The organism is Bacteroides sp. Phil13 (assembly GCF_001940965.1).
GTDB lineage: Bacteria > Bacteroidota > Bacteroidia > Bacteroidales > Bacteroidaceae > Bacteroides > Bacteroides intestinalis.
On sequence record NZ_MSHA01000023.1, the window covers coordinates 1 to 15579 of the forward strand.

General features: G+C 41.7%; 8 protein-coding genes. All 8 read left to right on the forward strand.

Annotation, left to right across the window (positions count from 1 at the left end; genetic code table 11):
* The first annotated feature begins 99 nt into the window (after positions 1-99).
* The 8 genes from BWI44_RS03480 (at position 100) to BWI44_RS03515 (ending at position 15567) form a co-directional block, all read left to right on the forward strand.
* Positions 100-1080: an adenosine kinase gene (locus tag BWI44_RS03480; protein ID WP_138293267.1), complete on the forward strand. Its 981-nt coding sequence runs from the start codon at positions 100-102 to the stop codon at positions 1078-1080.
* 10 nt (positions 1081-1090) lie between these two features.
* The gene (locus tag BWI44_RS03485; protein WP_195209061.1) at positions 1091-2848 is read left to right on the forward strand and encodes a S41 family peptidase; all 1758 of its coding nucleotides are present in this window, start codon (positions 1091-1093) and stop codon (positions 2846-2848) included.
* A gap of 146 nt (positions 2849-2994) precedes the next feature.
* Positions 2995-5832: a triple tyrosine motif-containing protein gene (locus tag BWI44_RS03490; RefSeq protein WP_195209062.1), complete on the forward strand. Its 2838-nt coding sequence runs from the start codon at positions 2995-2997 to the stop codon at positions 5830-5832.
* Positions 5833-6002: 170 nt separating this feature from the next.
* Positions 6003-8294, forward strand: coding sequence for a beta-glucosidase BglX (bglX, locus tag BWI44_RS03495; RefSeq protein ID WP_195209063.1), 2292 nt, complete (start codon positions 6003-6005; stop codon positions 8292-8294).
* 202 nt (positions 8295-8496) lie between these two features.
* Positions 8497-11502 (forward strand): SusC/RagA family TonB-linked outer membrane protein, encoded by a 3006-nt coding sequence (locus tag BWI44_RS03500; RefSeq protein WP_229036149.1) that lies wholly within the window; start codon positions 8497-8499, stop codon positions 11500-11502.
* Between the two features lie 32 nt (positions 11503-11534).
* A complete protein-coding gene (locus BWI44_RS03505; protein ID WP_195209064.1) occupies positions 11535-13052 on the forward strand; it encodes a RagB/SusD family nutrient uptake outer membrane protein in 1518 nt (505 codons plus the stop codon).
* A 17-nt stretch (positions 13053-13069) separates the two neighbouring features.
* The gene (locus BWI44_RS03510) at positions 13070-13903 is read left to right on the forward strand and encodes a LamG domain-containing protein (RefSeq protein WP_229036150.1); all 834 of its coding nucleotides are present in this window, start codon (positions 13070-13072) and stop codon (positions 13901-13903) included.
* Positions 13900-15567: a glucoamylase family protein gene (locus BWI44_RS03515; RefSeq protein ID WP_007661977.1), complete on the forward strand. Its 1668-nt coding sequence runs from the start codon at positions 13900-13902 to the stop codon at positions 15565-15567. The genes BWI44_RS03510 and BWI44_RS03515 overlap by 4 nt, the downstream gene beginning before the upstream one ends.
* The last annotated feature ends 12 nt before the right edge of the window (positions 15568-15579 follow it).

The window sequence follows — 15579 nt, forward strand, 5'->3', positions numbered from 1 at the left end:
CGACTGAGCTAAGGAAGAATGTTGTTTTTTCTCAAATGCGGTGCAAAAGTAATAGGATATTTTGAAATATGCAATATCTTTGCAAAAAAAAAAATCGAAATGGATAAAATAATTGGTATGGGCAACGCCCTTGTTGACGTTCTTGCTACTCTCAACGACGACCAAATTCTAAAAGAAATGGAATTGCCCAAGGGGAGCATGACTTTGATTGATGAAACAAAACTGCTGATAATCAATGAGTATTTCAGTAAACTCGAAACAGAACAGGCTACCGGAGGCTCTGCTGGAAATGCAATTCGTGGTATGGCATGCCTCGGAGCAGGAACAGGATTCATTGGCAAGGTTGGCAACGACGCTTATGGAAAGTTTTATCGGCAAAGTTTGTTGGAACGGGGAACTGAAGCAAATTTATTGGTATCTTCCGAGCTACCTTCGGGGGTAGCTTCCACTTTTATATCGCCTGACGGGGAACGTACTTTCGGTACTTACCTGGGTGCTGCTGCTACATTAAAGGCAGAAGACCTTTCACGGGAGATGTTTAAGGGCTATACTTATTTGTTCATTGAAGGTTATCTGGTACAGGATCATGATATGATACTTCGTGCCATTGAACTGGCAAAAGAAGCCGGATTGCAAATCTGCCTGGATATGGCAAGCTATAATATTGTGGAGCAAGACCATGATTTCTTCTCTTTATTGATAAACAAGTATGTGGATATAGTGTTTGCCAATGAAGAGGAGGCCAAGGCATTTACGGGTAAAGAGCCGGAAGAAGCGCTGGAAGTGATTGCCAAAATGTGTAGCATCGCTATTGTGAAGCTGGGTGCCAAAGGATCACTCATCCGTAAAGGTACGGAAGAAGTGCATGTGCATGCTGTCACTGTGGACAGGGTAATAGATACGACCGGTGCAGGTGATTATTTCGCTGCCGGTTTCTTATATGGACTGACTTGCGGATATTCCCTGGAGAAATGTGGTAAGATAGGTTCTATCCTTTCAGGAAGCATCATCCGGGTGATCGGTGCAGAAATGCCTGCTGAGTGGTGGGAAGATATCAAAACGAGAATCAGTGAACTATAATAAACAGGATATGAAGAAAATACTGAAAGTACGCTGGATAACTGCTTTACTGTTAGTAGTAGGTGCAGTTGGCTTTTTTAGTTTCAAGAGTGGCGATAGCCGCAGTTTCCAGATTGCAAAGAACCTGGATATATTCAACTCCATTGTGAAGGAACTGGATATGTTCTATGTAGATACGTTGGATCCGAATAAGACGATACGTGAGGGTATTGATGCGATGCTGTATTCGCTGGACCCCTATACGGAGTTTTATCCGGAGGAGGATCGTAGTGAACTGGAACAAATGCTTAAGGCTTCTTATGGAGGTATAGGTTCTATCATTCGATATGAGCCGAAACTGAAGCGTACGGTGATTGTAGAACCTTACGAAAATATGCCTGCTGCGGAAGTGGGATTGAAAGCAGGTGATATCTTGCTTGAAATAGATGGAAAGGATTTGACCGGAAATACGGATGTGAGTAAAATGCTTCGTGGACAGGTGGGGACAAGTTTCCAACTGAAGGTTGAGCGTCCCGGTGAGGCAAAGCCATTAGATTTTACAATTGTCCGTAAGAACATCCAGTTGCCGCTTATCCCTTATTACAGCAAACTGGATAACAATATCGGTTATATCAACCTGAGTACTTTTTCCGGAAATCCGTCCAAAGAGTTTAAGAAGGCTTTCCTTGATTTAAAGAAACAAGGTATCACTTCATTGGTGATCGATTTACGTAATAATGGCGGTGGTTTGTTGGAAGAAGCTGTAGAGATAGCCAATTACTTTTTGCCCCGTGGCAAGACGATTGTAACCACGAAAGGCAAGATAAAACAAGCCAGCAATACGTATAAGACCTTGCGCGAACCGTTGGATACGGATATCCCTATTGCTGTATTGGTAAATAGCGGTACGGCTTCAGCTTCGGAAATTCTGGCGGGTGCATTGCAGGATTATGACCGGGCAGTGATTGTGGGTAACCGTACATTTGGAAAAGGTTTGGTGCAGGTTCCGCGTACTTTGCCTTATGGTGGTACGATGAAGGTGACTACTTCCAAATATTATATTCCCAGTGGTCGTTGTGTACAGGCGATAGATTACAAGCATCGTAATCCGGATGGTAGTGTAGGACGTATTCCTGATAGTTTGACTACGGTATTCCATACGGCTATCGGACGTGAAGTGCGTGATGGCGGTGGCGTGACACCGGACGTTGCAGTGGAACAGGAAAAGTTACCTAATATTTTGTTCTATCTGGTGAATGATAATCTGATCTTTAATTATGCTACGCAATACTGCCTGAAGCATCCTACAATCGCTTCTCCCGAGAATTTTGAGGTGACGGATGCTGATTATGCAGAGTTTAAGGAAATGGTGAAGAAGGCGGACTTTAAATATGACCAGCAGAGCGAGAAGATTCTGAAGAACTTGAAAGAAATGGCAGAATTTGAAGGCTATATGAAAGATGCTTCTGAAGAATTTAAGGCACTAGAACAGAAACTTAGCCATAATCTGGACCGTGACCTGGATTACTTTGCAAAAGATATCAAGAACATGATAGCACAAGATATCATCAAACGTTATTATTTCCAGCGTGGCGGCATCATCCAGCAACTGAAGGATGACAATGACCTGAACGAAGCAACGAAGGTACTGGGCAACTCGGAGGAGTATAAGAAAATGCTGAGCGTACCGGAAACTACGGTCATAAAAGAGAAGGGGAAAGAAACAAGCTTGGTGAATTTTAATTCATACCGAAAAAGCAGTCTGATGATTTTTGATTATGTAGTGTAGGCTATAGCTTGTAGTTCTTAAAATAAGTAACCGGATAATTTTACGGCCTATCTTTACCTTCCCGGAAAAGATAATCCATAAAGTTATCCGGTTTTTTGGTGGAAAACAATTACCTTTGCTGGCAGGTTACTTGTAAATCAATATATATGAGAATATCTCTGTTGTTATTTTGCATATTTTCTCTTTTTAGTAGCTTATCACGTGGTTCCTCTATTCCTTTCTCTCCCATCGTGAGGAGCTATTCCGTATCAGATTATAATGCAGGTATTCAGAACTGGTCTATCACCCAGGATGATAGGGGAGTTATGTATATTGGCAATAACAAAGGTCTGCTGGAGTTTGATGGAAATAACTGGGAGCTTCATGAATTACCTTCCAAGAACATAGTACGCTCTGTATATATCGGTAAAGACGGCAAGATATTTGTGGGCTCTTTCGAAGAGTTCGGATATTTCGAACGTAATTCATTGGATAGCCTTGTGTACCACTCTTTAAAAGATGAAGCGAAAGATTTCCGGTTCCATAATGATGAAATCTGGACGATTACGTCGGCACATGGGGAGATTGTATTTCAATCTTTCGGTTCTCTGTTCTTTTATGACGGGCATACCGTGAAGGGGATTCGTACAAAAACTCTTCCTCTGAATCTGTTTCAGGTAGGTGATACGGTTTATTCTCAACAGATAAACGGAGGGCTTTTTATTCTTGCAAAGAATGGGCTGGAAAATCTGATTGAACGAAAATCATTGGGCAACAGTGATGTGGTGGCAGGACTTCCGTATAATGATGGCGTTTTACTCTTGACACAAAAGGGTGGCGGTTTTGTTTATCAAAGTGGAAAGATACTGAAGTGGCATACAGAATGTGATGCCGAGCTTGAAAAGTACTCTGTGAACCGGGCTGTAATGACAAAAGACAGTTGCTATATTATCGGTACGCTTTCTAATGGAATTTATGCAATAGATAAAGAAGGACGTTTACTTTGGAAAGAGAATACGGACAGTCGCTTACAGAATAATACCGTATTAGGGCTGTATTGTGATGCCGATAACAATGTTTGGGCAGCTTTGGATGAAGGTATAGCCTATATACAAAATAACTCCCTGGTATATTATTATGAGCCCCCTTACCGGAAAATAGGAATGGTCTATGATGTGCTGGTGAAAGAGGATGAGGCTTATATCGCTTCCAATCAAGGACTTTACAGGATTAGGAACAGAGTCCCCGAACTTGTGCCGGGACTGGAAGAGCAGGCATGGTTCGTTGGTGAATGGGGAAAACAGATTTTATGCGGACATAATAAAGGAACTTTTCAGATATCGGGTTCGCAGGCATCGCTGATTTCGGATGTGAGAGGAGCGATGTGCATGAAAGAAGTCAATCTGGAAGGACGTTCGTTCTTATTGCAAGGTACCTATACGTTTCTGAATTTATACAATGAGGAGCCTTCGGGTATCTGGAGCTTTCTGCGGTCGTTAGGCGGGTTTACCCACATGGTGCGGGAGATCGAGATGGATCCGCAGGGGAATATCTGGGTGAAGCATTTACGGAAAGGATTATTCCGTTTTCGGATTAATCCGGATCTGAAACGGGTAGAAGATGTCAGAACCTATATGGAACTGGGTGATGTGAAAGATGGGGACTTCTCTTTGTTTAAGATCAACGGACGGGTTGTTTTTTCAAATGGGGAAACGTTTTACACTTACGAAGATATGAATGATTCTATTATTCCTTATGAATCGATGAATGAACAATTGGCGGATTTGAAAGGAATACATAGTGTGAGTCATGCAAAAGGCAATCTATACTGGTTTGTCAGCAGTAAGATGGCATATTTAGTGAAATGTGAGATGAATGTTTTCCGGATTGAACATAGAATTCCGTTTTCTTTGTTTGATGGTTTGTCTATAGAGGAGAGAGCAGCGATGGTTTATGACAAGTCGAGTGGCAGTTCCTATCTCTGCTTAAATAATGCTGTTGCCCGGATTGATTCAGATAGTTCTCTTTTGTACAAGTCCTCTATTAGGCGCTCTTTGTGGATCTCAGCTATAACGACTGAGTCGGAGTGGACGGGAAAAATAAAACGATTGTCGGTGCAAAAAGAGAACAAGATTGATGCAGATTTGAATACCGTATGCTTCTCTTTATGCTATCCGGTTTATAATGACTATACTTACAAGGTAAGGTATAAATTGGAAGGACTATCCGATCAGTGGGTGGAAGGTGACCGCAGCCTGCAGAAGAAATATACCCGTTTGCCATTTGGGTCGTATGTTTTCAAAGCTGAGATTTATAATGAGAATGAAGTATTGGCATCGGTAACGCTACCTTTTGAAGTCTTGAGACCTTGGTATCTATCATATTGGGCTATCATCGGTTATGTTCTGATTGGGTTGTTGCTGTTATTGTTGTTGCAATACGTCGTTTATCAGTCTGTGAAGAAGAAGAAAGACAGGGTGATTGAACAGCAACGCATTGCCCATCAAGCTGAGATAGAAATACAGGAAAAGAAGATTATTGAATTGGAAAAAGAGCAACTGGAAGCTGATTTACGTTTTAAGAGTAAAGAGCTGTCCGGAGTTGTGATGACCAATATTGCCCATCAGGAGTTTTTGAATTCGTTGAAAGAAGAAATACAACAGCAGAAGTTATCAGGGCAGTATACGCGGAAGAATCTGGATAAGCTCTTAGTATTGATTAATCAAAGTATCGTTTCGGATGAGGAAAACTGGAACATGTTTCAGGCGAATTTTGACCGGATACATGAGAACTTCTTCCGAAATCTGAAACAACAGTACCCGGATCTGACGGCAGGTGATTTACGTTTCTGTGCTTTGCTACGCCTGAATATGCCGACAAAGGAGATTGCCAAGCTGCTGAACATATCGGTGAGGGGTGTGGATGCGGCAAGATATCGCTTGCGTAAGAAATTCAATCTATCTCAGGAGGATAGCCTGACAGATTTCATGATTAATTTTAAATAGTTGATTCTTAATGCGATAATGTGAAAGGAAGTACTAAAATAGTACCTCCTTTTTTTGTGTTTTGTACCAAAGGTACTTTTGTTGTAGTTTTGAATTATAGGAGTTTGAGAGACTTTCTCTTTATTTGCAGCGAAATCATTTTTCTCCAAAAATAATAAAGAATGAAAAGCATGAGACAATTAATCCTTAAGGTACAATCGTTTTTAATTTTATTGGTGCTGGTATCTGCCAATATGCAAGCACAAAAATCTCCTGTCGATATGGATCGCTTTATTGATGATCTGATGAAGAAGATGACTCTGGAAGAGAAAATCGGCCAGTTGAACTTGCCTGTTACGGGTGAAATAACCACCGGACAAGCCAAGAGTAGTAATGTGGCTAGGCGTATCCGTGCCGGTGAAGTGGGCGGACTCTTTAACTTGAAAGGCGTGGAGCGTATTCGTGACGTTCAGAAACAGGCAGTAGAAGAAAGTCGTCTGGGTATTCCTCTTTTATTTGGTATGGATGTAATTCATGGATACGAAACGGTATTCCCTATTCCTCTGGGATTATCCTGTACCTGGAACATGACAGCTATTGAAGAATCTGCACGTATTGCTGCTATCGAAGCCAGTGCTGATGGTATTTGCTGGACATTCAGTCCGATGGTGGATGTTTCCCGTGATCCCCGTTGGGGACGAGTTTCCGAAGGGAATGGTGAAGATCCCTTCTTGGGAGCGGAGATTGCGCGTGCTATGGTACGTGGTTATCAAGGGAAAGATATGAGTAGTAATGATGAGATTATGGCTTGCGTGAAGCACTTTGCGTTATATGGGGCATCAGAAGCCGGACGCGACTATAATACAGTGGATATGAGTCATCAACGTATGTTCAATGAATATATGTTACCTTATCAGGCTGCCGTGGAAGAAGGTGTGGGTAGTGTGATGGCTTCATTCAATGAAGTGGATGGTGTACCGGCTACCGGAAATAAGTGGCTGATGACCGATGTACTTCGTAAGCAGTGGAATTTTGATGGGTTCGTTGTGACGGACTATACCGGTATCACTGAAATGACCGATCATGGTATGGGTGATACACAAACAGTTGCAGCCCTGGCTCTGAATGCAGGTGTCGATATGGATATGGTGGGCGATGCTTTTACAAGCACACTTAAAAAATCTCTGGAAGAAGGAAAAGTTTCAGTAAAGGCTGTTGATGCTGCTTGTCGCCGTATTCTGGAAGCTAAGTATAAGCTGGGGCTTTTTGATAATCCCTATAAATATTGTGATATAACCCGTCCTAAAAAACAAATCTTTACAAAAGAACACCGCGCTATAGCCCGTAAGACAGCTTCGGAAAGCTTTGTTCTCTTGAAGAATGAGAATAGTGTACTCCCTCTGGCAAAGAAAGGTACCATTGCTGTAGTAGGTCCTTTGGCCGATAGCCGTAGCAATATGCCGGGCACGTGGAGTGTGGCCGCTGTGATGAACAAATATCCTTCTTTGATTGAAGGCTTGAAAGAAGTAGTGGGAGGCAAGGCTAAAATTCTTACGGCTAAAGGAAGTAATCTGATGAGTGATGCCGAATACGAAGAGCGTGCTACTATGTTTGGCCGTACTCTGCATCGTGACAATCGTACAGATAAGGAACTGCTGGATGAGGCACTTGCTGTAGCTGCCAAGTCTGACGTGATTGTTGCTGCTTTGGGTGAGTCTTCCGAGATGAGCGGTGAAAGTAGTTGTCGTACAGACCTCGAAATGCCGGATACGCAACGTGTACTTTTGCAGGAATTGTTGAAAACCGGCAAACCGGTGGTATTGGTGTTGTTTACCGGTCGTCCGTTAGTATTGAATTGGGAGCAGGAAAATGTACCTGCTATTCTGAATGTGTGGTTTGGTGGTAGTGAAGCTGCTCTTGCCATTGGTGATGTACTGTTTGGAAATGTAAATCCGAGTGGCAAACTTACTACTACTTTTCCGAAGAGTGTAGGACAGATTCCTTTGTTCTATAACCATAAGAATACCGGTCGTCCTTTGCCTCAAGGGGCCTGGTTCCAGAAGTTCCGTAGCAATTATCTGGATGTAGATAACGAACCGCTTTATCCGTTTGGATATGGCTTGAGCTATACTACTTTCTCTTATAGTGATATTACATTGGATAAATCGTCCATGAATATCAATGGAGAGATTATGGCAACTGTAACGGTAACCAATACAGGTAAGTATGACGGTTCGGAAGTAGTGCAGCTATATATCCGCGATCTTATAGGCAGTGTAACACGTCCGGTGAAAGAACTGAAAGGCTTTGAAAAAATCTTCTTGAAAGCCGGTGAATCCAAACAAGTGTCTTTCAAGTTAACAGCTGATATGTTGAAGTTCTACAATTACAATCTGGATTTTGTGTGCGAACCGGGTGACTTTGAAGTAATGATAGGTGGTGATAGCCGTGATGTGAATAAGGCCTTATTTTCGCTTCAATAAGCATCTGCCTGGTAGTAGATAGATAAAGAGGGAATACAGAATCTTTATTAAAAATAAATATCTGATAACTAATTAGTTCTGCGAGCATGTAGTAGTTATAAAGTAGTACCATGTTTAGGCGTGGTACTCTTGTGGTAGCCTGTTTTTTGACTTAAATCAATTATTGCTATACGTTTGCAGAGCAATTTTAAATCAATACAAAATGAAAAGAAATCTATTAATTACATGTGTGATGTTGCTGTTTGCTGTCGTTTCGATGGCGCAGAACAAAATTACAGTTTCGGGTGTCGTTACAGATAAGACAGGCGAAACTGTTATAGGTGCTTCTGTTCGGGTAAAAGGACAGGAGAATATGGGAACTATTACGGATATCGACGGAAAATACCAGATTCCTGGTGTACCGGCGAATGCCACTTTGATATTCAGCTATATTGGTATGAAGGAACAGGAAGTTGCGCTTAATGGGCGTTCTACAGTGAATCTTATGATGGAAGAGGATAGCCAGCTCATTGAAGAAGTTGTAGTAGTAGGTTATGGTAGCGCCAAGAAGCGTGATTTGACCGGTTCTATTGTAACAGTGAAAGCTGCCGAGATTGCTTCAAAACCATCTACCAATCCTTTGGCTTCTATTCAAGGTAAGGTCGCTGGTGTGCAGGTTATCAATACAGGACGTGCCGGGCAGGATCCGGAAATTCGTGTTCGCGGTACAAACTCTATCAATGGTTATACTCCTTTGTATGTAGTGGACGGACTGTTTACGGATAACATCAACTATCTGAATACAGCGGATATTGAATCTATGGAAATCCTGAAAGACCCTTCTTCCTTGGCTATTTTTGGTGTACGTGGTGCTAATGGTGTTATTATCATTACTACTAAGAAAGCGAAAGAAGGTAAGACTCAGGTCAGCATTAATGGTTCGGTGGGTTGGAAAAAGGTTACAGACCGCGTTAGCCTGACTAATGCAGAGCAGTTCAAAATGCTTTATAATGAACAACGCATGAATCAGGGTGGCGATCCGTACGATTATACTGTATGGAATGCAGATACTGACTGGCAGGATGAGATGTTCCAAACAGGTTTCCTTACTAACAATACGGTTAGCATTACAGCCTCGGGAGATAGAAGTAAGTTTTATCTGGGCTTGGGATATGTAATGGAAGAAGGTTCCATCAAGAGTGAAAAGCTGAATAAGTTTACTGTGAATTTGCATAGTGAACATAAAGTAACCGACTTCTTACGTTTTGGTTTCCAGGTGAACGGTGTACGTGCATTATATCCTGATGCAAAAGGTGTAGGTTCTGCTTTGAAAGCAGCTCCGATTGCTCCTGTTTATGATGCAGAAAGCGGACTTTTACATACTCTTCCTGATTTTCAGCGTGCTCAGGTCTGGAATCCTATGATTGAACCCGTGTTGAGAGGTGCTCATAATAAATCTGCAAATTATCGTATGGCAGGAAATATCTACGGAGAACTTGATTTGATGAAGAATTTAACCTTTAAGGCTACTTTCTCCTTGGATTATGCTTCCAGCCAGTCACGTTCTTATTCTCCGCTTATTTATGTGTATAACCCGGATGTAGAAGGTGGTAAAGAAAGATTGACGGATAAAGAAAGTATCAGTCAGTCGAAGTCTACATCAATGGCTGCACAGTCCGATTATGTATTGACTTATATTAATCAGTTTGGTGATCATGGTTTAACTCTGACTGCCGGTCTTACTACGAATTATAATGAATATTCTGCTTTATCGGGTGGCCGCAGTCAATTGCCGGGCTATGGTGTTCCCATTGGCGAAGATATAGATAAGTGGTGGATTACTATGATTGATGATGCTACATCAGCTACTAATGGTGGATCTCAATACAAACGTTTTACAATGTCCTATCTGTTCCGTGCATTGTATAACTATAAAAATCGTTATTTGCTGAATGCTTCTTATCGTCGTGACGGTTCTTCCGTATTTAAGAGAACAGGAAATACATGGGATAATTTTTATTCATTCGGTGCCGGTTGGGTTATGAGTGAAGAGGCATTCATGAAGAAACAGAATGTAATCGATTATCTGAAGCTGAAAGGCTCATGGGGTGTTTTGGGAAGCCAGAATACAGGAGGTTCCCGCTATCCGGCCTATCCTAATATTACAAGTTCAGGTTCTGCTGTCTTTGGTGATAATGTTATTGCAGGTAAGGGACCGGATAAATTGATTTCACAGACATTGGGTTGGGAGCGTAACTATTCATGGGAAGTTGGTTTTGATATGCATCTGTTGGATGCTCGCATGCAGATTTCTCCTGTTTATTACAATAAGACAACCAAAGACTTGCTGACAAGTGTTCCCGGTCTTTCAGGTACGGTTCCTGCATTGCAGAATACAGGAGAGATTCGTAACCGTGGTTTTGAGTTGGCAGCATCCTGGAGCGATAAAATCGGTGAAAACTGGCGTTATGGTGTTTCAGCCAATCTGACGACTATTGATAATGAAGTTGTATCATTGATAAGCAAGGATTATTCAATAATTAATGGCGTTTCCCGTGTATCTGAAGGATATCCTATCGGCTACTTCTATGGATACAAAGTGGCAGGTGTTTATCAGAATGAAACTGATATCGAAACTTCAGCACCTAACCAAGTAGCTTCTGTGAAGCCGGGCGATTTGAAGTTTGCCGATGTAAATGGTGACGGTATTATCTCAGAGAAAGACCGTACTATGATTGGTAATCCTACTCCGGATTTTACTTATGGTTTTAGCGTAAATCTGGGTTACAAGAATTTTGATTTGAGTGTAGATATGATGGGTGTTTATGGAAATGAGGTTTATCGTAACTGGGATAGTAGTGCTTATGCACAATTCAACTATCGTACAGGGCATTTGAACCGTTGGCATGGTGAAGGAACATCCAACTGGGATCCGATTCTTGATCCATCCCGTTCTGTAAATCTGGAAGCTTCTTCTTACTATGTAGAAGACGGAAGTTTCTTCCGTATCCGTAACATAGAGTTGGGATATACCTTTGATCCCCGTTTGTTGAACCGCATCAAACTGCAATCTTTACGTATCTATGGTAATGTGCAGAATCCTAAAACATGGAGCCGCAATACCGGATATACTCCTGAAGTTGGTGGTAGTGCAACAGCGTTTGGTGTAGATGGTGGAGGTTATCCGATGCCTGTAGTTTATACATTAGGCTTTAACTTATCATTCTAAACATGAAATCTAATAAAAGAAAAACGATCAGTATGAAAAAGATATTTTATTATGTGATGGCTTTGGCACTGGGATGTTCCCAGATGTCATGCAGTGACCTGTTAGATCAGAAACCGCAAGGAGTATTGACTGAAGATGACCTGACTGGTGGTACTTATGAAACACAGATTTTCAACATGTATGCCTTGCTTCGCGGTTATCATATTGTTTCCGGAAATACGGCATTGGCTATTCATGGTATGCGTTCGGAAGATGCGGAAAAGGGTAGTACACTATCTGACGGATCTGCAACAGGAAAAATGTTTGATGATTTTGAATATGCTGCAAGTAATGGCATGGTAAAAAGTTACTGGAATGCCAATTATACCTTGATCCATAAAGCAAATGATGTATTGGAGGAGATGAAGTCGAATCCTTCATTGACAGGCGGTGACTTAGTTAATAAGGGAGAGGCTTTATTGATGCGTGCTTTCTGTTATTTCAATTTGGTACGTGCTTTTGGCGAAGTGCCCTTGATTGATTTTAAAGTAGGGAGTGTAGCAGATGCCAATATTCCCAAATCTTCTGTAGCTCAGATATATACTTTGATTGATGAAGATCTGACGAATGCAGAATCTTACCTGCCGAGGACTTGGGAAGCACAATATGTCGGTCGTCTTAGCTGGGGAGCGGCTCGTGCCTTACATGCCCGTACTTATATGATGCGTAATGATTGGAACAATATGCGTGCGGCAGCAGAGGACGTTATTTTTTCCGGTTTATATAATCTGAATACACCTTATGAAGATATTTTCCGTGAGAAAGGTGAAAACTGCGGTGAGTCTGTTCTGGAACTTCAATGTACTGCTACTGCTGCTCTTCCGGGGTCCAACGAAATTGGTAGCCAGTATGCTCAGGTACAGGGCTGTCGTGGGGCCGGTGAATGGAATTTAGGTTGGGGCCAACATACTCCTACTCAATTATTGGCTGATGCATTCGAAGAAGGTGACCCGAGAAAGGATGAGACTTTATTGTATTTTATTAGAACAGGAGAAGATCCTTCGACCATTCCTGCAAATAAGCCTTATGGAGAAAAACCGGTTGCCAATGCCGATGTGATAGCAAAGTACTTTAATAAGAAAGTGTATACAGATCCGGCTTTGCGTGAAAAGTATACGAAGAGTGGGTATTGGGTGAATATTCGTCTGATCCGTTATTCGGATGTCGTACTGATGGCTGCGGAAGCTGCTTGCGAACTGGGTGATAATACAAGTGCAAGAAGATATCTTGAGATGGTACGTGCCCGTGCCCGTGGTACGAATGCTAATATCTTGCCGGAGGTTACCACTGATAATCAGAGTGAATTGCGGGAAGCTATTCGTCATGAACGCCGTGTTGAGTTGGGTATGGAATTCGATCGCTTCTATGATCTTGTACGTTGGGGAATAGCGAAGGAAGTGCTGCATGCAGCCGGAAAGACTGGTTACCAGGATAAGCATGCATTGTTGCCTTTGCCTCAGGACGAAATTGACAAATCAAATGGCGTGTTAGTTCAAAACCCTAATTATTAATTCATATAGTAATGACCATGAAAAGATATATTAATTTATTGTTGGCATTTTGTGTGTCAGCACTCACTTTGCAATCTTGTTTTCAGGATATGGATCATCCGGTTTTTGATTATCCGGATAGTTCTGCTCCCAAAGTGTTCTCACCAATGAAATTGTTCTTGCCTTTTGAGAATGATATGCGTGATAAGGGTAATTACACCTTCCTCATGAGTGCCGGAGGGGATATTACTTATACTGATGGAATCAACGGACAAGCTTATCAAGGTACAAAAGATACGTATCTGTTAGCCCGTGTTCCTTCTTATCTGACCGATTCTATACCCGATTTAGGAAGTTGTACGGTGGCTTTCTGGATGAAAACAACGAGAAATACTTCTGCATATGGTGTCTTCAGTATTCCTAATACCAAGACTTTCTGGGGTAATTTTGATATCTATCTGGAAAATACAAGTAGTGAGACCCAGGCTTTCTTCAAGATGCATCTGTATAACTGTACATCCGTGAAGGATAATGATGAGAGATGGGTAGAAGCTAAGATAGACAATGTTTTTGGTACCGAATGGGTTCATATGGCATTTGTTTATGATGGTAGTAATTCGACAGTAACAGTTTACCGGAATGGTGAAAGTGCATTTACAAAAGAGCTGCCCGGTTATGGAAAGCTTAAATTTAAAGATTTGGGTACATTTGCTATCGGAGCATTTCAGTTTAGCACAAAACCCAGTTTGACAGAAGGTGCAGGAGCACAGAGTTGGGCATCCAATTTTCCGGGACAGTTAGACCAGTTCCGCTTCTATGACAGAGCTATATCTGCTTCTGATATCAAGCAACTTTATTCAGGTAAAGAATGATGACCGTTAGAAATAGAGTGAATATGAGAGCTGTTTATTTCATACTGTCCTTATTACTGATTGCTTGCAGTAAAGATGATGCTTCGGAAGCACCCGGAAAATTTGAACTGCAAAATATATCCATTGGTGAAAAACAGGATCAGAGTTCCTTTGAAAATGTAGCTCCCAATGCCAGTATTGTGCTTACATTCACAGATGCAGTGGATGAAGCTACGATTCAGAGTAATATCATATTGAAACTGAATGATCAGGCGGTGGCATATGATTCAAAACTACAGGGAAAGGATAAACTCTCATTGACTCCAACAGGTGGCTTTAAAAGTTTTTCCTCATATAAACTGGTGATCAATCCGGGGGTGAAATCCACCTCCGGAGTATCTCTTACCAATGGCAAAGTCTATGAAATCCGTACAGGGATGGATGATTCGGATAAGTTTGATCGCATTCCTGACGAGGATTTATTAACTTTGGTGCAGAAACAAACTTTTAAGTATTTCTGGAACTTCGGTCATGCACATTCCGGTATGGCACGCGAAAGAACAACTTCCGGTGATGTTGTTACTACCGGAGGAACAGGATTTGGAGTGATGGCGATGCTGGTAGCGGCTGAAAGAGGATTTGTAACCCGACAGGAAGCTCTTGAAAGAGTGCAGAAGATTGTAACTTTCCTGGATAAAGAGTGTACGAGTTATCATGGAGCCTATGCACACTGGATTAACGGTGCAACCGGTGAGACAAAGCCATTTGGTGATAAAGATGATGGTGCGGATCTGGTAGAAACCTCTTTACTTTTCCAGGGACTGCTTGCAGCACGTGCATACTTCAAGGAGGGTTCGGAAGCTGAGAGTAAATTGCGTTCTGATATAACCCGCCTGTGGGAAGCTATTGAATGGACTTGGTTTCAGAAAAGTGGAGAGTCTGTTCTGTATTGGCATTGGAGTCCGAACTATGGATTTGAGAAGAATCTTCCGATCAGAGGTTGGAATGAGTGCCTGATAACTTATGTGCTTGCAGCTTCTTCTCCTACTCATCCTATCGATAAGGCGGTTTATGAAGCTGGATGGGCAAGGAATGGCGGTTTGAAGAATGGTAATACCTACTATGGATACAAGCTTCCGCTGGGAGCTGATAAGGGTGGACCGTTATTCTTATCTCAATATTCCTTCTTGGGCATTAATCCGAAAGGACTGAAAGATAAATATGCTGATTATTGGGAACAGAATCAAAACCATACTCTGATCAATTATAATTATTGTAAGGAGAATCCTAAGGGATATGCTGGTTATGGAGCCTCTTGTTGGGGGTTGACAGCTAGTGATGGTGATAATGGTTATTCGGCACATTCACCTACAAATGATAAAGGAGTGATTGCTCCTACGGCTGCATTGTCTGCATTTCCTTATACTCCGGAAGAGTCGATGTCTGCATTGCACTTCTATTATTATAAGATGGGTGATAAACTCTGGAGAGATTATGGTTTTGTAGATGCTTTCAACCTGACAGCTAATTGGTATGATAACCAGTGTATAGCTATCGACCAAGGACCGATCATTTGTATGATAGAAAATTATAGGACAGGAATGCTTTGGAATTTATTTATGGCTATTCCGGAAATTCAGCAGGGAATGAAAAAGTTAGGTTTTGAAAGCCCTGCACTAAACTGATAAATAGAATAT

Bases quoted from the DNA above. Each gene is read 5' to 3' on its own strand.
- bglX (WP_195209063.1), top strand. From the start codon at position 6,003: ATGAGACAATTAATCCTTAAGGTACAATCGTTTTTAATTTTATTGGTG.
- BWI44_RS03510 (WP_229036150.1), top strand. From the start codon at position 13,070: ATGAAAAGATATATTAATTTATTGTTGGCATTTTGTGTGTCAGCACTC.
- BWI44_RS03480 (WP_138293267.1), top strand. From the start codon at position 100: ATGGATAAAATAATTGGTATGGGCAACGCCCTTGTTGACGTTCTTGCT.
- BWI44_RS03490 (WP_195209062.1), top strand. From the start codon at position 2,995: ATGAGAATATCTCTGTTGTTATTTTGCATATTTTCTCTTTTTAGTAGC.
- BWI44_RS03500 (WP_229036149.1), top strand. From the start codon at position 8,497: ATGAAAAGAAATCTATTAATTACATGTGTGATGTTGCTGTTTGCTGTC.
- BWI44_RS03515 (WP_007661977.1), top strand. From the start codon at position 13,900: ATGATGACCGTTAGAAATAGAGTGAATATGAGAGCTGTTTATTTCATA.
- BWI44_RS03485 (WP_195209061.1), top strand. From the start codon at position 1,091: ATGAAGAAAATACTGAAAGTACGCTGGATAACTGCTTTACTGTTAGTA.
- BWI44_RS03505 (WP_195209064.1), top strand. From the start codon at position 11,535: ATGAAAAAGATATTTTATTATGTGATGGCTTTGGCACTGGGATGTTCC.